This is a genomic window from Streptomyces sp. NPDC002138 (assembly GCF_040296485.1).
Lineage (GTDB): Bacteria > Actinomycetota > Actinomycetes > Streptomycetales > Streptomycetaceae > Streptomyces.
Genome location: NZ_JBEOXE010000021.1, coordinates 55474 through 72370, shown reverse-complemented (window position 1 = coordinate 72370; position 16897 = coordinate 55474). Strand labels below are relative to the sequence as shown.

Here is a 16897-nt window from a genome sequence, read left to right as displayed (position 1 = left end):
CCCGTCGGTCTCGTTTGCTTGACGGCTTACCTGACCGCTTACCTGACGGTTTGCCCGAGGGTTTACTTGACGGAGACCGTCGGGCTCATTTCGAGATCGCCGGCCGGTCGCGACGGTTCCAGGACGACCCGCAGCCGCTCGAGCCCCCGGAACGCCGCGACGGGGCCCTTGAGCCAGACGCCCCCGCTCTCCTCCTCGGCTGCCAGCTCCATCTCGGGGAACTCCCGCAGGAGGCAGCCCAGCGCGATCTCGAGTTCGAGCCGCGCCAGCGGGGCCCCCAGGCAGTAGTGCGTCCCGTGCCCGAATCCCAGGTGCGTGCCCCGGATCCCCTCGCGCGTCACGTCCAGGACGTCGGCGGACTCGAACTTCTCCTCGTCCCGGTTCGCTGAGGAAAGGGCGATCTGCACGAGCGCGCCCTTGGGGATCACGGTTCCCCCGATCTCGGCCTCCTCGGCCGCGTACCGGAACGTCGAGGTCTCCACCGATCCCTCGTACCGTACGAATTCCTCGACCGCGCCGGGGATCAGCGACGGGTCCCTGCGGAGCTTCTCCAGCTGATCGGGGTGGAGGAGGAGGCCGAGGACGGAGTTTCCGATCTGGAACGCCGTGGTCTTGTGCCCGGCGAAGAACAGCACCCACATCGACGCGACGAGATCCGCGTCGTCAAGGGCTTCCTCCGCGGTGATGAGGTCGCTGAGGAAGCAGTCCGACGGGTTGGCCCGCCTGTGCGAGACGAGCTGCCCCAGCCGCTTCTGCAGCCACGCCTCGGCCGCCTTGAGTTCCGCCTTGAGCTTGGGGTTGAACCTGGACCGCGTCACCACCCCGAACTGTTCCAGGATCTCGGGCCGGTCGGCCTCCTCGATCCCCATCAGCTCGCACAGCACGGCGATGGGAAGGGGGAACGCCAGGGAGGACATCAGGTCGACCGTGTTGTTCTTGCGGCATTCCCTCAGGAGGCCCTCGGTGATCTCCGTGATCCTCGGTCGCATCTCCTCCACCCGCAGGGGGGTGAAGGCGCTCCTGAGGACGCGGCGGAGCCGGGTGTGGCGGGGCGGGTCCGAGAAGAGGACGTTGTCGTCCAACGCGTCGAAGAAGCTGCCGAAGACGGCGTGGTAGGTGTCGATGGCCCCGCGCATGTTCTTGCTGAAGCGCCGGTCCGACAGGGCGTCACGGGCGTCGTCGTAGCGGGTGATGAGATACGTCTCGACCCCGTGCGGAGGCGTCAGCCGGCAGACCGGATCCTGCTCGCGCAGGGCGGCGTAGGCCGGAAAGGGGCACGCCCGGAATTCCGGCGCCCCCCGGGACACGGCCGACACGAGGTCCTGCAGCGTTTCGCCGCTGGCCGGTACCGCCTTCTCCTGCGTCATGTTCCGCGTCCTCCGTGGCGTCACATCGGTGTTCTGTGGACGGGACACCGTTCCCCCCGGGGGCCGCTCGCGAAACGGTCCTTGGTGCGTTCGAGGCAGGGGGTCAGCCGTCCGGTCCGGCCGTGTGGCGGGGCCGACGGGCCGGGGACATCCTGCTCGCTACGAGCCCGCCACCGAGGAGTCAGCGCATGGTCCGCAGTCCCGTCCCGGCCCTCGCGGCGGCCGCCGCCCTCGCCCTGGCGGCCGTCACCGCCCCGGCCTCCGCCTCCGCCTCCCCTGCCGGCACCGGCACCGGCAGGGCCGACACCGACCGCGCGACCGCCTACCGCGCGACCGCCCCGTTCCAGCAGCACGCCCTCGCGGTGAAGGCGGGCTACGTCCCGGACAAGTACTGCATCGAGGACCGGGCGGGATCGGGCGCTCTCGGCTACCCGCACTTCAACCACGCCTACGACAACTCCGTCGACCCGGCGAAGCCCGCCGCGCTCTTCTACGAGGACGACGGGCGCGGGGGCAAACGCCTCGTCGGCGTCCAATGGGTCGTCTACGACCGCGACCAGGACGCGACGACCGACCAGGACCGCCCCAAGCTGTTCGGCCGTTCCTTCACCGGGCCGCACCTCGGCCACTTCCCCGGCCAGCCGATCCACTACGCCCTGCATCTGTGGCTCTGGAAGAAGAACCCCGCGGGGACGTTCGCGACGTACAACCCGGCGATCACCTGCCTCCCCGGGACCACCCGGCCGAAGCCGCCCCCGCCCCCATCCCCGTCCCCGCCGCCGCCCCCGTCCCCGTCCCCCTGACGGCGCTGCCGGACGAAAGCCGGGAGCGGGGCGGCCCCTGACCGGGGCCGCCCCGCTCCGGTGCCGACTGCGGCTACGTGCTTACGGGGCCATCTCGTACGTCCCGGACAGCGCCTCCACGCGCTCCCACACCCGCGCCGAACGCGCCGCGTCGATCACCGGACGCCGGACCGCGCCCAGCGCCCAGTCCTGCTGTTCGGCGGTGGCGGAGTCCTTGCCGTGCAACTCGACCGCGTGCGCCGAGAAGTCCCGTACGAGGACGGAGAACAGCTCGTCCAGCACGTCCTCGTCCAGCTCCGTCAGGCGCGCCTGCTCGAGGATCAGCTGGCCGTGGACGACCAGCGCGAACAGCTGGCCGACGGCGAGCAGCAGGTCGAGGTCGCGGCTCTGCTCCTCGTCGGGCGCGGCAGTGGTCACGAACGCGCAGAGGGCGTCGGCCTGTTCGCGGAAGCGGGCGACGTTCGGCACCGCGGCGTACGCGTCGTAGGCGGGGCGCCAGTCGTGGAAGCGTACGGATCCCAGGCCGCGGGCGGGGCCCTGCCGGAAGAGGAACGCGTCGTCGGCCGCGTCGCGCCGGGTCGGGACGGGCGCGTAATCGGCCGGGGCCAGCAGGTGGTTGCGCATGAACTTGAGGATCAGCGCGAGGTTGACGTGGACCGTGCCCTCCAGCTTGGGCAGCCCGCGGATCTCGACGGCGGCCTGGGCGAAGTAGGTGTCCTTCTCGAAGCCCTTGGCCGCGATGACGTCCCACATCAGGTCGATGACCTTCTCGCCCTCCGTGGTCACCTTCATCTTCGTCATCGGGTTGAAGAGCAGGTAGCGGCGGTCGTCGGGGCCGGCGGAGCGGAAGTAGTCGACGGCGCGGTCGCTGAACAGCTTCATGCCGACGAGACGGACGTACGCGTCCGCCAGCTCGCGGCGCACGTGCGGGAAGGCGGTGACGGGACGGCCGTAGAGGATGCGGTTCTGCGCGTGGGTGACGGCCTCGTACATCGCGTGCTCGCAGATGCCGATCGAGGCGGTGCAGAGGTTGAACTTGCCCACGTTGACCGTGTTGAGGGCGGCGTCGAACGCGGCGCGACCGGTGTGCAGGACGTCCGCGGCGGCCACCGGGTAGTCCTCGAGGCGGAATTCGCTGACGTACTTCGAGGAGTCGACGACGTTCTTGACGAGGTGGTAGGCCGGGTGCCGGCTGTCGGCCGCGAAGAAGACGTACCCGTCCGGGCCCTCGATGTCGGTGCGACGGCCGAAGACGGAGACCAGGCCGGCGGCGTTTCCGTTGCCGATGTAGTACTTCGAGCCGGTGGCCCGGAAGCCTCCGTCACCGTCGGGCTCCAGCAGCATGTCGGTCGAGTAGATGTCCGCGCCGTGCGTCTTCTCGGACAGACCGAAGGCGAACACCTCGCCCTGGGCGAGGAGTTCGGCCGCCCGGTCGCGCGCGGCGGCGTTCTCGCTCTGCCAGACCGGGCCGAGGCCGAGGATGGTCACCTGCCAGGCGTACCAGTAGTCGAGGCCGTAGAACCCGAAGATCTCGTTGAGGGCGGCGATCCGGGCCGTGTCCCAGCGCTGGTCGCCGTTGCCGTCGGCGGCGGAGGCGGCGGGGGTGAGGAAGGTGGCGAACAGGCCCTCCTTGGCCGCGAAGGCCAGGAAGTCCCCCAGCCAGGCGCGGGACTGGTAGTCCTCGATCAGCCTGCGCTTGCCACGCTCCTCGAACCAGTCGACGGTGGCGCGCAGCAGCCTGCGGGTCTCGGGGTCGAAGTGTGCCGGGTCGTAGGTGCGCGGGTTGAAGAGCAGGGCGTCGGCCATGGAGGTCCGCCTTCCGAGGAATCGATTCGAGGGGAGCGAGAGGTGTGAGGGGTGCGCGCGGTGCGAGGGGGGGTGACGGCCGGCTTCAGCCGCGGGGGTGTGCCGCGCCGAGGCGGTGGACCGTGGCGAGTACGTCGTCCAGCCAGGCGATCGTCATCCGCTCGTACGCGATGCCGCCGCGCAGGACGACGTGCTGGAGTTCCTGACCGGTGTCGAGCGGTGCCGGGGCCTCGGGTCCGGTGAAGTCGCGCAGCTCGCCGGCGAGGTAGTGGGCGAGCCGTTCGCCGTGCACCCGGCGGTGCCGCTCGACCTCGCGGACCAGCGCGGCCGGGTCGTCGAAGGCCGCACCGCGGATCTTCACGGCGAGGTCGTGCCGGAGGCTCTCGGGTTCGATCGGTTCGTGCAGCCACTCGGAGAGGGCGGCGCGGCCGGGATCGGCGACCGCGTACTCCTTCTTGTCGGGACGGCCCTGTTGCGGCACGTCGCGGACGGCCAGCAGGCCCTCGCCCGCCATGCGCTTGAGCACGCGGTAGATCTGCTGGTGGGTGGCGGTCCAGAAGTATCCGATGGACCGGTCGAAGCGCCGGGCCAGCTCATAGCCGGAGCCGGGCTTCTCCAGCAGGGAGACGAGGATCGCGTGTTCGAGCGCCATGCTGCGATCTTTCTATGCACTTCGTTGCATAGACAAGTGGCACGGCCGGGGTGAGACGTGGCTCACCCCGATCCGGCGGTGAGACGGGGGAGGCGGGAGTGGCGGGTGAGGCGGGTGAGGTGGGTGCCGGCGCTCTGGCCGGAGCCGGGCGAGGCGTGATTTATGCTTCAAGGCGGCCTCGGGGCGGTGGCTCGTCACTGTGTACGGCCACCGTGGAACGGTCGGGCCGACCGGTCGACGGACCCGGCTGACCGCCGTCGTCCGTCTCGGTGGTGCGGGGTGCCCAGCCCACCCGCGCGCCCGACCGCCCACGAGTAGAAGACCCCCAGGGAGAAGTGAGGAATGCCAGTGATCTGCGTCGGAGGCATGATCGGCATCGGCAAGACGAGCGTGGCCGAACTGCTGGCGAAGGAGCTGGGCAGCGACGTCTTCTACGAGAGCGTGGAAGACAACCCGATCCTTCCCCTCTTCTACACGGCGAGCCCCGAGGAGATCCAGGCGAAGCGGTACCCCTTCCTGCTTCAGCTGTACTTCCTGCAGACGCGGTTCGCCTCCATCAAGGAGGCGTACAAGCGGGGCGACAACGTCCTGGACCGGTCCATCTACGAGGACTGGTACTTCGCCAAGGTCAATCACGACCTGGGGCGGATCAGCTCCCTCGAGATGCGGGTGTACGAGGGACTGCTCAACGAGATGATGCGCGAGATCGACGGCCTGCCGTACCGCAAGGCACCCGATCTCATGCTCTACCTCAAGGCGGACTTCGAGACGGTGCTGCACCGCATCGGCCTGCGGGGCCGCGAGTTCGAGCAGGACGAGACGCTCATCGAGTACTACCGGACGCTGTGGTCCGGCTACGACGACTGGGTGCACAAGCACTACTCGGCCAGCGAAGTCCTCGTCATCGACATGAACCACACGGACGTGGTGAACAACCCCGAGGACGCGGCGCGCGTGGTGCGCGAGGTGAAGGACGCCCTGGCGGCGGCCCGGCTCCGCGCCTGACACACCTCACGCCTGACACACCTCAGCCGTCCGCCGGCCCGCGCGAGGTCGCGGGTCTCCGGCGGCGGCGATGCGGCGCCCGGTGGGGACCACCGCCTGCCGGAACCGGATCGCCTCGGTGACGCCCGGCGCCGACCGGCCTACTTGTCGGCGATGAGCGTGCCGGCCGCCCCCCAGCTGTCCGCCGGGACCTCGTGGATCCACACCTGGACGGTCTCCGCCGGGATCTTGTACGCGTCGACGAAGGCGTCCGTGACCCGCTTGACGAGCTCGCGCTTCAGCTCGATGCCGCGGGGACCCTGCTGAATGGTGACGATGGGCATGACCGAACTCCCTTGTCAGCGGCGGTTTCCCGGTCTTTCCGGGTCGCTCACCGGCGTGACCCCAGTCCATCGGATCCGGGCTGCCCGACCAAGGAGCAGACCGCGACAGCAGCGATCAGCTCTCGTGATCGTTGCTGGTCGGGAGGGCGGTGAGCACCTTCAGAAGGACGTCGAGCGTGGCGGGCGGGCGCTCGCGGTGGACGGCCAGGCCGGTGGGCAGGGCGAGGCCCGCGCCACGGAATGGGCGGAAGGCGACCCGGGGGCTGTGCAGCGCGCGTGCGTGGGCGGCGTAGACCACGGTCCACATGGGTACGGCGCCGGCGCCGATGGTGGCGAGGGTGTCCTGGAGCGAGCCGCCGACCGGGCCGGGCAGCGGCTCGAAACCCGCCGCGTGGCAGGCCCCGACCACCAGGTCGACCAGGGCCGGGTGGTTGCGGCGGGCGGTGATGCAGAGCCGCAGACCGGCCAGGTCGGCGACGGCCAGTTCCTTCTCACGGGCGAGCGGATGACCTGCCGGGAGGGCCGCCACCAGGGGGTCTTCCCACAGCGGCAGGATCCGCACGCCCGGGGCGGGCTCCAGGGAACGGATGAACGCGGCGTCGAGACGGCCGTCCGCGACCTGCGCCAGGCGGTCGCGGGTCGCGGCCGAGACCAGCTCCACCGCGGTGCCGGGGGCGAGGACTGCCAGGTCGCCGAGCACGCGGTCCAGGTGTGCGCCGAGGCCCGTACTGGTACCGAGGCGCAGGGTGGTCCGTTCCCGGACGGAGGCCCTGGCCCGCTCGGCGGCGGCGAGCACGGCCCGCGCCTCGGGCAGCAGCCGCTCCCCCGCGCCGGTGAGCCGGACGTGGCGCGGCGAGCGGTCGAAGAGGGCGGCTCCCAACTCCTTCTCCAGCCGCCGCACTTGCTGGCTGACCGCCGACTGGACGATGTGCAGCCGGTCAGCGGCACGGCCGAAGTGCAATTCCTCGGCGACGGTGACGAAGTAGCTCAGCTGACGCAGTTCCATCCGCCGACTGTAAACCGTCGCCGTCGGACGACCGTCCGGCCGTGTGGGGAGGTGGCCTGCGGACGGCCCGGCGGGCGGGTCGCGTAGCCTCGGAGTCTCCTCTTCCTCTCCCCCGGGCGGCCTGTCACCTGTGAGCACTTTGCACCATCGCCGCGTAGCCGGCCGACCGACCACAGGGCTCCGGGACGTCGAGATGGCCCCCCGCGGAGTCGTCGACCTGCGGGGCCGGACCGACAGCGCGGTGAGGCTGGCCTACCCGGCGAACGCGGCGGTCGTCGTCGCCGGACTTCCCGGCAGCGGGAAGAGCACCCTGCTCCGCGCGTGGTCCCCGGCGGCCACCGTCCTCGATCCGCGCGCGACCCGTACGGCCTTCGAGGCGCGGATGCCGGACTGGCTCCCCTACAAGGCGTACCGGCCCTGGGCGCGGCTGCGTCACATGGGCCTGATACGCGCCGAGATGAGGCGTGGCCGTCCCGTGCTCATACACGACTGCGGCAGCAGGGCGTGGCTGCGCCGATGGCTCGCCCGTACGGCGAACCGGTCGGGGCGTCCCGTGCACATGGTGGTCCTCGACGTCGGTCCCCACGAGGCCCTGTCCGGACAGCACGCCCGCCGCCGGCTCGCCTCCCCCCGCGTCTTCGGCATCCACCAGCGGGGACTGGCGAGGCTGCTGGCGCGCGTCGAGCGCGACGGCCTGTCCGCGACGCCCGGCATCAGCTCCATGGTCCTGCTCGACCGCACGGTGCGGGACCTGCGCGCCACGTCGGTGCGGTTCGACGGCCGGCCGCCACGGACGCAGGATCCGAGAGGGACGATCTAGCGCGCGAGCGCGCGGAGCAGGCGTACGTACGGCGTCCAGCGGGCCGGGCGGGCCACCGTGCCCGTGCAGGCGAGCTCGGCGCGGTCCAGGCTGTCCTCCAAGCAGGCGTCGTGCAGGTGGCGGAAGGCCAGGGGCCAGGTCAGGCGCGCCAGGCCGCCGGCCCTCATCGCGAGGGTGTGCCGCAGCACGGTGCGTTCCTCGTCGACGGGTACCACCGCGTACTCGTGGAAGCCGTGGAATCCGCGCGGCCCACTGAAAGCGAAGCGGACCCAGGTCCCGGGCACGTACGAGGTGACCGTGTAGCGGACCGGGCCGTGGCCGCCGGTCGCACCGGCCGTCAGCGGACGGTCGAACTCCATCGCGGGCCAGTCCGGGTGCGGCCAGAGCCGGTCCGCCTCGCCGCCGGAGAGGCCGTCGATGAGCGCGCCCACGGCACCCTCCTTGGCGGCCAGCAGGCGTTCGTGCACGTTGTAGACGCCCATGCGTCCTCCCTTCGAGGTTATTAGAGACCATCCTCTAATAATCTGGAGGGTACTCTCTGATTCATGGCGAGACCACCCCGCTTCGACACCGACCAGATCCTCGACGCCGCCGTCCGACTGGCGGCCTCCGCCGGGCCGGCGGGCGTGACCATGTCCGCCGTCGCCCAGGCGATCGGCGCACCGAGCGGGTCCATGTACCACCGCTTTCCCGGCCGTACGGCGCTGCTCGCCGAGGTGTGGCTGCGTACCGTGGGGCGCTTCCAGAAGGGGTACCTCGCCGCGCTCGGCAGCGACCCCGACCCGCGGGCGGCCGCCCGCGCGGCCGCCCGGCACGTCGTCTCCTGGAGCCGCGCCCACGCGCAGGAAGCCTCGCTCCTCCTCTACGGCGCCGCGGAGTTCGGCCGCGCCGACTGGGCCGACGAACACGGGCAGCGCGCCGACCTGGGAAACCAGCGCGTGTTCGGCTCCCTCCGCACCCTCACCGAAGCCCTCGGCGCGGCGGATCCCCGGGACCACGACCGCGTCGTCCTGGCCCTGATCGACCTGCCGTTGTCCGTGGTCCGCCGCCACCTGCGCGCCGAGGAGCCACTGCCTCCCTACGCCGAGGACCTCACCGAGGAGTGCGCGGCGGCCCTGTTGCCCGCCGCCCGGCCGTGACCGCCGCCGGGGCGCGGGGGGTCACGGGAGGTAGCTGAGGATCACCGTCGGTGGGGCACTGGATCAGCTCGGCGATGCCGCCGTCGAGCGTGTGGTCGAGGTAGGAGGCGCTGAAGGCGCGGGGGGTGTCGACACCCATCACGTACATCCCGTGGTTGACGGCCCACCGGGCGGTGGCGTCCTGGGGCATGATCTGCTCGAATTGCGCGTCGAGTTCGGGTGCGGAGTCCGCGCGCAGGAGCCGTTCGGCCTGGTCGCGGTCGCCGGGGATGGTGCGGACGGATATCTGGCGGTCGTAGACGCCGTCGACGCCGATCAGGGCGGCGAGGCGGTGCTCGAAGGCGGCCGCCCTGGGGGCGAGTACGCCGCCCATGCTGCTGCCGAGGAGCGCGATGCGGTCGTTGTCGACCTCCGGCAGCGTTTCGGCGAAGTCGACGACCGGGGTGATGACCCTCTGCCAGTCAGAGCGGAAGAAGACCATGCCCTGGTGGTGACGGGGGCCGGGCTGTCCGGGGCCGTCGAAGGTCAGGACGGTGTACCCGCGCTCGACGCTGAAGCGGGCGTCGCGAGCATCCGCACGCCCGAAGGGCGCCTGCTCATCCGGGCGGTCGCCCTGTCGATGCCGCGGAGCGCCCCGGCCCAGGGTAAACGCGCGCGGCAGTTCGAGCGCCGCATCGGCGCGATCGAGCGCATCCGCGAGCGCGCCACCGCCCGCGGTGAGACTCCCCCGCCGCTCGATCAGATCCTCGACCAGCTCGTCGCACCGCTCTGTCTGCGGGCGATCTTCGGCATCGACCCGCCGGCCTCCGGCTACCCGGAACTCCTCGTGGACCGCCTCCTCGGCGGCGCGCCCGCGCCGCGCCCGGCCTGAGCCCGGACCAGGCCCGATCCCCCGGCCGCGGAGGGTGGGGGTAGCCCCACCGCACGCGGGCCCGTTACCCGGATGGCCCGGTGGATCACGCACGAGCAGGGTGGACACGTCCGGATTTCTCAGGGAAGGAACCCTTGTGTTCAGCTTGAAGTCGGTTCGCCGCCGCACGGCACACACCACGCTCGTCGGCGCCCTCGCCGTCGCGACGTGCGCCACCTTGATGACCGGCAGCGCCGAAGCGATCGTCAACGGCCGTGATTCCACCGAGCGTTACCCGTTCATGGCGACGATCCCGGAGTCGGCCCCCGAGCAGGGGGTGCTCGACGGCACGTGCGGGGCCTCCCTGATCGACGCGCAGTGGGTGCTGACGGCGGCCCACTGCGTCCAGGGCGACGGCCTCCAACTGGAAGGCACCGTCCGGATCGGCAGCGAGCAGCGGAAGTCCGGGGGAACCGTGCGGGCCATCGAGCGGACCGTCGTCCACCCCGGCTACGTCAACGGTGAAGGCCGGGCCGCGAACAAGGACGACATCGCGCTGGTCCGCCTCGACCGCCCGGTCACCGAGCAGCCCGTCCGGATCGCGGAGCGGCCCGGGCGGCCCGGTACCCCGACCCGGATCCTGGGCTTCGGCACCACCGTCGACTCCTCGTTCACCTTCGCGCCGCGCATGCAGGAGCTCGATACGCGCCGGGGCGCCGAAGCCGAGTGCGCCCCTGGCTACGCGGACCGGACCCGCTTGTGCACGATCAGCCGTGTACCCGACGCGATGGCGTGCTTCGGGGACTCCGGCGGTCCGCAGCTCCAGAAGGGCCGGAACGGCCGCTGGGAGCTCATCGGAACCACGTCGGGCCCGGGCGCCCCCGGGGTCGTCTGCTCCGCCGGGCCGGGCCTCTACGGCAACGTGCCCGCCTACGCGGACTGGATCCGCAAGACCATCAAGCGCAATTCCTGACCCACGACGGGTGCCGACGGGGGACGAGCGGCGTTGCGGAGCCCCCGCGGGTGGACGACGCCGCCGCCCTCCTGTCGGCCTCGCCGGTGGCGGCGATCGCGTTCGCCTTCACCAGTTCCGCGTACGCCATCGGGCCGCGGGGCGAGGCGCACATGCCGGCCCGGCTGGAGGGGCGGACCCAGGGGCTCCCCGTGGTCGCCACCTGCGCGGCCGCCGTCGAAGCGCTGCGCGTCCTGGGCGCCGGGCGGCTCGCCCTCGTGGATCCGCCGTGGTTCGACGACACGCTCAGCCAACTGGGGCAGGAGCCCGGCCCACGGAGTCGCCGGATACGGAGTCACCGGGTACGGACAGCTCTTCGACCGGGCGGGCCCGTGACGCACGGCAGATGACGCGGGGCGCCCGGATGACGCGGGGCGGCGGCGTCCCGTAGAAGGCCGCCGCGAAGGGACGCGCTGGTCGCGGCCGTCAACGGACGGCCGCGGCCAGCGCGTTCACTACAGGCCGCGGGCGGCTCCCCCGGTCATCGGCACTGGCCGGACCGGGGTCCGACGACGGTGGTGGCGACGACGCGCGGCGCCGGTGCGTTGGCTTCGCAGCTCAGCGGTCCGGTGATCCGGTCGGCCGAGAGCTCGACGCCTCCGGTGTTGCCCACCACGGAGACCGGACCGGTGAGGGTGTTGCCCGCGCAGTCCACTGCCCCCGCATCCGGACCCGCGCCGATCAGCACGGAACCGCTGGTGGCGCGGACGCCGACCGGGCCGGTCAGCCGCGATCCGCAGACGGACACGGCGAGCGCGCCGTCGGCGGACAGCGGACCGGCGATCCTGCCGTCCGACACGGCGAGCGCTCCTCCGGGCCGGACGGTCACCGGGCCGGTCTGACTGCCGCCGGGGCCGATGCAGAGCGACTGTCCGGCCGCCACGGTCAGCGGACCGCGGGAGGCCGTCGTGGTGCAGGGCCGGCTGAACCCGACGGTGAGCTCGGCCGGTTGGGCCGTGGCGCTGGCCGTGTGGTCGGCGTCCGCCGTGTACGCGGCGCTGATCCGGTGGGCTCCGGGGCGCAGCGCACTGGTGGTGAAGCGGGCGGTTCCGGCGGCGAGGGGCACGGTGGCGAGCGGGGTGGCCCCGTCCGAGAACGTGACGCTGCCGCCCGGGGTGGCCGCGAGGGGGTTCGCGGAGTCCACGGTCGCGGTCAGGGCGACGGCGTGCCCGAAGAGCGGTGTGGAGGTGTCCGCGACGAGCGAGGTGGACGTGCCGAAGCGGAACGAGAGGACCGCCTTGCCGTCGCCGTGCTGGATCCCGGGCAGCAGGGAGGCGTCCTGGACGCCGGCCGTCGCCGGGGCCGCGTAGCCGCTGCCACCGCCGCCTCCGCCGTTGCCGCCACGGGCGCCGTTGCCGCCCGTACCGCCGCTGCCCGGGTTGGGCAGGCCGGTGTACTGGTCGATGTCGCTCGCGTTGCCGCCCGGACCGCCGAGCGGGGAGGTGCGGGTGCCGGTGCCGGGCGTGGTCTGCGTACCGCCCGTACCGCCGGCGCCGGAGAGCTCGGGTCCGCCGCCCTGGCCGCCGTCCTCGCCGGTGAGCCCGCCGCCGTTGCCGCCGCGCAGCAGGGGGCCGCCGTTGCCGGCGCCGGCGCCGCCCCCGCCGCCGGCCACCAGGATCCGGTCGGCCGCTCCGAAGTCACCGGTGCGCAGGTCGGTGGCGCCGCCGCCGGAGCCGCCGCCGCCGTGGGCACCGCCGCCGCCGGAGCCGTGGCCGGTGCCGCCGGGGCGTGCGTATTCGCCGTGGCGGGAGGTGCCGGAGCTGCCGACGCCGCCCCGGGTGATCTGGATGGTCTGGCCGGGGGTGACGGCCAGGGTCGCGCTGGTCCGGCCGCCGAGACCGCCGGGGGCGCCCGCGTTCGGCGGGTTCGGGGCGACGAATCCGGCCGCGCTGCCGCCTTCGGCCCCGTACAGGTCGACGGCCAGGGAGCGCACTCCCGCCGGGACGGTGAAGACGTCGGTGCCGGGGGTGGCGTACGTACAGCTGGGCGGCGAGGCGGTGAAGACGCCCGCGGGGCCGCAGGGTCCGGCCGCGGCGGCGGGGTCGGCGGCCGCGGTGAGCGGCGCCACCAGGGCGACGAGGAGTCCGGCCGCGCCGATGACGACGGCCGTCCGCGACCTGGGCAGGGAGCCGCTCATCTACGGTGAGAACAAGCTGTCTCACCTGGCAGATGCCATGCGCCTTCCGGAGGGGCCAACGCTCTTGCGCACAGGGACGGATGAGGGACTGATGAGGGACGGATGGAAGGCGTGGCGGCGGCCCCGGCTCCGGGCGCCGCTGAACGCCAAAGCGACTGAACGCCAAAGCGGCCGCCCCCACCGCCCGTTCCGCTCGCACCACGGGTGCGTCGGACGGACGGTGGGGACGGCCGCTCGTGAAGGACCGCGAGGGACCGGCGACTGCGAAGGCCGGCGACTACTCGACGACGAGCTCGACGGAGATGTTGCCGCGGGTGGCGCGGGAGTAGGGGCAGACCTCGTGCGCCTGCTTGACGAGCAGCGCGCCGGTCTCGCCGTCCAGGGCGTCGGGCAGCTCCACCCGCAGGACGACGGCTAGTCCGAAGCCCGCGCCGTCCTTGCCGATGGAGACCTCGGCGGTCACGGAGATGTCGCTGGTGTCGACCTTGGCCTGGCGGCCGACCAGCCCGAGGGCGCTGGCGAAGCAGGCCGCGTAGCCCGCCGCGAAGAGCTGCTCGGGGTTGGTGCCCTGACCGTTCCCGCCGAGGGCCGGGGGCATGGCCAGCGCGAGGTCGATCTGACCGTCGGTGCTGACGGCACGGCCTTCGCGGCCGTTGGCGGTGGCGACAGCGGTGTAGATCGCGTCCATCTCGGTGGTTCCTCTCAAAGGCGGAGGCGGGGCCATCGGTCGGTGACCTCGCTCCATCAATATGGCACACAATTGAGTTGTGCACAATTCAGTTGCTGACAGGGGGGCCCCGGGTACACTGGGTCCCATGACCGAGCAGCCGATCGACACCCTCTCCGACCAGGACTTCCTCCGCCTCGACGGCCAGATCTGCTTCGCGCTCGGCGCGGCGAACCGCGCCTTCGGGGGCCTCTACCGCGTCGTCCTGAAGGACCTCGGCCTGACCTACCCGCAGTACCTGGTCATGCTGGTGCTCTGGGAGCACGGCGAGATGCCCGTCAAGCAGCTCGGACAGCACCTGCGGCTCGATTCGGGAACGCTCTCCCCCTTGCTCAAGCGCCTCGAGGCGGCCGGCCTGATCTCCCGCGAGCGCAGCGCCGAGGACGAGCGGTCCGTGCACGCGCGGCTGACCGGGGCCGGTACGGCCCTGCGCGCCCGGGCCGTCGAGGTCCCCCGGCGCATCGCCGCCGCGACCGGCTTCGAGCTCGGCGAGATCCGTGACCTCCAGGACCGCCTGCGCCGGCTCACCGCCGCTCTGGACGCCGCGGTTCCGCAGGTCTAGGGGGCGCCTCGGGGCCCTCGAAGCCCGCGGACCCGCCGACGCGGACGGCCGCGGTACGGGCGTCCCCGCCTTTCGACATGAGCAGCGGCGAAGGAGATGGTCAGCTCCGCTTCGGATGATCTCGCTTCGGATGATCTCGCTTCGGCCGCCCCCACTCCGTGCACGAGGCAGGCGCCGGAGCCGGAGCCCCCTCCCCCACGGCAGGCAGCGACAGGCTGCTCCTCTCCGCTCCCCCGATGAAAGCGCCCTGACCTCATGAGCACCTCCGCCACGTCCGCCACGCCGTCCGTGCTGTTCGTCTGCGTCCACAACGCGGGCCGCTCCCAGATGGCCGCCGCCTTCCTCAGTCACCTCGGCGGCGACCGCGTCCAGGTCCGCTCCGCCGGCTCCGCACCGGCCGACAGCGTCAACGCGGCCGTGGTGGACGCGATGAGGGACGCCTGCCCGTGCTTTCCCGGCAAGCGGTACCTGGACTGGCAGCTGGAGGACCCGGCCAGCCAGGGAGTCGAGGCGGTCCGGCCGATCCGCGACGAGATCGAACGACGCGTCCGCGTCCTGCTCCCCGAGCTCGGCATCGAGGCCGGGGCGTGACCGGTCCGCGTACGCCGTAGCCCCGGCACCCCCTCTCGGACGTCCGAGAGGGGGTCCACGGGGTCACGGTTCATAGGGCCACGGGGTTACGGGGTCACGGGTTCACCACGCTCCAGCGCTCGGACGGGATGTCGTTGCAGGCGACGAGCGTGGCGTAGCCGGTGACGGCGGGCGGGGCCAGGAGGCAGAGGTGGTTGGCCTCGTTGCGGTAGCGGACGGTGCCGCCCGCGTAGGTCTCGGCCAGCCAGCGCTGGCCGGCCGCGTCGACGCCGCGCGCGTCGTCACACGTGCGCAGCACGGCATCCGTTGCCGAGGTGGCGTGCTCGTCGCGGGCGCCCAGGCACCGGTTGTCGCCGTCCATGCTCTGGAGGCGGACCAGGTTGTCGCCCGTGTCGATCCGCTGGATGTTCCAGCCGAAGTCCTTCTGCTCGTAGGCCAGCCAGTAGACCCACCACCACCAGGGCGGTGTCTGCGCCGTGTAGACCCCGGTGCCGGGCACCGCGCCGGAGCGTCGAAGGCGGGTGCCGAGAGCCGAGTTCTCCAGGCGTACGTTGCCGGTGGTCGTCGGCCAGTCCTTGGGCAGTGCGGCGGAGGTCTCCCACCAGCGCTGGGCGGGGTCCTCGGTGCAGGGTTCCACGGTCACCTGCTTGTTGGAGGGGGTGAGGCACATCCCGGGGAAGGCCACGTTCTGCCAGCGCTGCGGTCCCCCGTTGTCGCCGTTCCACGCGGGGTCGTCCTCGAGGTGGCTGATCGTCCACTGCGCTCGCGGGTCGGCGCAGTCGCCGACGACGACCTGGGAGGACGTGCCCCGGCGGGTGCCCGTCGGGGCCGCGATGCAGTGGTGGGTGGCGCGGTTCTGCAGGTTGTGGGTGGAGCCGTTGCCGTTGGTGGAGAGGATCCAGGTGTCGCGGTCGTCGTTGCCGGGGCTGCCGATCTCCATCGAGCTGTTCGCGTTCTCGCGCAGCGAGTTGCCGTTGGGCGTGGCCAGCCTGGTGGCGAAGACGTGTGCGGGACGGTTCTGCGCCACGGGTGGTGGTGTCCGCGCGAAGGTGACGGCCACGTGGTCGGATCCCGCGCCGTCCGAGCGGCTCGCGGTGAAGCCGCCGGGCAGACCGCCGGCGACCGCGTAGTCCAGCTCGCTGGGACGGTCGCCGTTGATGAAGGTCGGCTGGCCGGTGCGCAGCAGGGTCTCGCCGGCGCGCAGGTGCAGTGACTGGCGGGCCTGGTCGTTGTCGCGGTTGAGGATGTTCACGTTGTAGTCGCCGGCCAGGACCCAGTTCCGGCCGCGCTGTTCGGCGCCGGCCATGAAGGTGCGGACCTGGTCGAGCAGTCCTTGCCTGGTCGCGTCCGCGGTCACGTCCTCGCCGCGGGCGTGCGTGTTCCAGTACCAGGTGTTGCCGAACCGCAGTCCGAGCAAGGGGCGTGCCCGGTAGCGGTTGTTGGGGGCGTTGGGATCCGGGTCGTAGTACTGGTTCTCCAGGACGTGGACCTCATGGGCCTGGGTGTCGGTGACCGTCGCCAGGTTCATCTGGCCGCCGACCCAGGTGTCGTCGTTGGTTCCGCTGATCCTGCGGGGGTCGGTCTGCAGGTAGTACACGAAGCGGTTCTCGTGCCGCGGCCCACCCGCCCAGGTCGAGAGCGTGTAGCTGCTGGGCTGGGGGTCACGGCTCGGAGTGATCCGCATCTCCCGGTAATTGGTCCGGCGGTCGTCCACCGCCGCGGGTGGCCCACTGCCCGCCTCCTGCAGCATCACCACGGGGTGGTTCGCGACGAGTGATTGGACTTCCGAAGTCCACCGCGCGCCGTTGTCCGAGCCGTGCATGTTGTACGTGGCGAACGGCGAGCTGCCGTCGCGGTCGACCGCGTGCGCGGGCGCGGCGGTCAGCGGAACGGTCAGCAGGGCCGCCGTCGCGCTCAGTACGGCGACCAGGGCGATGATCCACCGCCGTGGCTGTCGTCGCGTCTTCGTGGTCCGCGGGCTCTGTGGGCGGTTGTCTCTACGCACGATCGCGCCTCCCTCGTGGGCCCTCGCGCCGGGCGGCGCGGGGGACTGCCGATGCGCTACCGGGTCGCGTCGCGCACGGGGCGTCGAACGGG

At 72.2% G+C, this 16897-nt stretch carries 19 protein-coding genes; 9 read left to right on the top strand and 10 right to left on the bottom strand.

Features of this window, described 5'->3' with window-relative positions:
• Positions 1–62: 62 nt before the first annotated feature.
• Positions 63–1367 (bottom strand): cytochrome P450 family protein, encoded by a 1305-nt coding sequence (locus ABT084_RS16230; protein WP_351043541.1) that lies wholly within the window; start codon positions 1365–1367, stop codon positions 63–65.
• Between the two features lie 188 nt (positions 1368–1555).
• Between ABT084_RS16230 and ABT084_RS16225 the strand changes: the two genes are divergently transcribed.
• Positions 1556–2170, top strand: a complete 615-nt coding sequence (locus tag ABT084_RS16225; protein ID WP_351043538.1) for a hypothetical protein — start codon at positions 1556–1558, stop codon at positions 2168–2170.
• 81 nt (positions 2171–2251) lie between these two features.
• Here the strand turns inward: ABT084_RS16225 and ABT084_RS16220 are convergent, their stop codons facing one another.
• Entirely contained in the window at positions 2252–3976 is a 1725-nt protein-coding gene (locus tag ABT084_RS16220) for an acyl-CoA dehydrogenase family protein (RefSeq protein ID WP_351043535.1), read from the bottom strand.
• An 85-nt stretch (positions 3977–4061) separates the two neighbouring features.
• Positions 4062–4628: a PadR family transcriptional regulator gene (locus ABT084_RS16215; protein ID WP_351043533.1), complete on the bottom strand. Its 567-nt coding sequence runs from the start codon at positions 4626–4628 to the stop codon at positions 4062–4064.
• A 342-nt stretch (positions 4629–4970) separates the two neighbouring features.
• Between ABT084_RS16215 and ABT084_RS16210 the strand changes: the two genes are divergently transcribed.
• Positions 4971–5633 carry a deoxynucleoside kinase gene (locus tag ABT084_RS16210; protein ID WP_351043531.1) on the top strand — a complete coding sequence of 221 codons (663 nt, stop codon included), beginning with the start codon at positions 4971–4973 and terminating at the stop codon, positions 5631–5633.
• 140 nt (positions 5634–5773) lie between these two features.
• On the opposite strand, the gene dmpI is transcribed toward ABT084_RS16210, so the two are convergent.
• Positions 5774–5956, bottom strand: a complete 183-nt coding sequence (gene dmpI, locus ABT084_RS16205; RefSeq protein WP_351043529.1) for a 4-oxalocrotonate tautomerase DmpI — start codon at positions 5954–5956, stop codon at positions 5774–5776.
• 115 nt (positions 5957–6071) lie between these two features.
• Complete coding sequence (locus tag ABT084_RS16200; RefSeq protein WP_351043526.1) at positions 6072–6962, bottom strand: LysR family transcriptional regulator; 891 nt, start codon at positions 6960–6962, stop codon at positions 6072–6074.
• Between the two features lie 193 nt (positions 6963–7155).
• Between ABT084_RS16200 and ABT084_RS16195 the strand changes: the two genes are divergently transcribed.
• Positions 7156–7782 carry a P-loop nucleotide/nucleoside kinase family protein gene (locus ABT084_RS16195; protein WP_351043524.1) on the top strand — a complete coding sequence of 209 codons (627 nt, stop codon included), beginning with the start codon at positions 7156–7158 and terminating at the stop codon, positions 7780–7782.
• On the opposite strand, the gene ABT084_RS16190 is transcribed toward ABT084_RS16195, so the two are convergent.
• Complete coding sequence (locus ABT084_RS16190) at positions 7779–8264, bottom strand: SRPBCC family protein (protein WP_351043521.1); 486 nt, start codon at positions 8262–8264, stop codon at positions 7779–7781. The two genes, ABT084_RS16195 and ABT084_RS16190, sit on opposite strands and share 4 nt — an antisense overlap.
• Positions 8265–8327: 63 nt before the next feature.
• Between ABT084_RS16190 and ABT084_RS16185 the strand changes: the two genes are divergently transcribed.
• On the top strand, positions 8328–8921 hold the full coding sequence (locus ABT084_RS16185; RefSeq protein WP_351043518.1) for a TetR/AcrR family transcriptional regulator: 594 nt from the start codon (positions 8328–8330) through the stop codon (positions 8919–8921).
• Here the strand turns inward: ABT084_RS16185 and ABT084_RS16180 are convergent.
• Positions 8875–9402: an alpha/beta hydrolase family protein gene (locus tag ABT084_RS16180; RefSeq protein WP_351043515.1), complete on the bottom strand. Its 528-nt coding sequence runs from the start codon at positions 9400–9402 to the stop codon at positions 8875–8877. The genes ABT084_RS16185 and ABT084_RS16180 overlap by 47 nt on opposite strands.
• 6 nt (positions 9403–9408) lie before the next feature.
• On the opposite strand from ABT084_RS16180, the gene ABT084_RS16175 reads away from it, so the two are divergent.
• The 3 genes from ABT084_RS16175 (at position 9409) to ABT084_RS16165 (ending at position 11133) form a co-directional block, all read left to right on the top strand.
• Positions 9409–9792 (top strand): TetR-like C-terminal domain-containing protein, encoded by a 384-nt coding sequence (locus ABT084_RS16175; RefSeq protein ID WP_351043512.1) that lies wholly within the window; start codon positions 9409–9411, stop codon positions 9790–9792.
• A 136-nt stretch (positions 9793–9928) separates the two neighbouring features.
• Complete coding sequence (locus ABT084_RS16170; protein ID WP_351043509.1) at positions 9929–10744, top strand: S1 family peptidase; 816 nt, start codon at positions 9929–9931, stop codon at positions 10742–10744.
• A 50-nt stretch (positions 10745–10794) separates the two neighbouring features.
• Positions 10795–11133 carry a hypothetical protein gene (locus tag ABT084_RS16165; RefSeq protein WP_351043506.1) on the top strand — a complete coding sequence of 113 codons (339 nt, stop codon included), beginning with the start codon at positions 10795–10797 and terminating at the stop codon, positions 11131–11133.
• Between the two features lie 131 nt (positions 11134–11264).
• Here ABT084_RS16165 and ABT084_RS16160 read toward each other — a convergent pair whose 3' ends face one another.
• Both ABT084_RS16160 and ABT084_RS16155 read right to left on the bottom strand, forming a co-directional pair.
• Complete coding sequence (locus ABT084_RS16160) at positions 11265–12920, bottom strand: Ig-like domain-containing protein (protein ID WP_351043503.1); 1656 nt, start codon at positions 12918–12920, stop codon at positions 11265–11267.
• 277 nt (positions 12921–13197) lie between these two features.
• Positions 13198–13608 (bottom strand): organic hydroperoxide resistance protein, encoded by a 411-nt coding sequence (locus tag ABT084_RS16155; protein WP_351043500.1) that lies wholly within the window; start codon positions 13606–13608, stop codon positions 13198–13200.
• A gap of 127 nt (positions 13609–13735) precedes the next feature.
• On the opposite strand from ABT084_RS16155, the gene ABT084_RS16150 reads away from it, so the two are divergent.
• Positions 13736–14209, top strand: coding sequence for a MarR family winged helix-turn-helix transcriptional regulator (locus ABT084_RS16150; RefSeq protein ID WP_351043498.1), 474 nt, complete (start codon positions 13736–13738; stop codon positions 14207–14209).
• A 255-nt stretch (positions 14210–14464) separates the two neighbouring features.
• The gene (locus ABT084_RS16145) at positions 14465–14800 is read left to right on the top strand and encodes an arsenate reductase/protein-tyrosine-phosphatase family protein (RefSeq protein WP_351043495.1); all 336 of its coding nucleotides are present in this window, start codon (positions 14465–14467) and stop codon (positions 14798–14800) included.
• A gap of 94 nt (positions 14801–14894) precedes the next feature.
• Here the strand turns inward: ABT084_RS16145 and ABT084_RS16140 are convergent, their stop codons facing one another.
• Positions 14895–16805 carry an endonuclease/exonuclease/phosphatase family protein gene (locus ABT084_RS16140; protein WP_351043493.1) on the bottom strand — a complete coding sequence of 637 codons (1911 nt, stop codon included), beginning with the start codon at positions 16803–16805 and terminating at the stop codon, positions 14895–14897.
• Positions 16806–16897 lie beyond the last annotated feature (92 nt).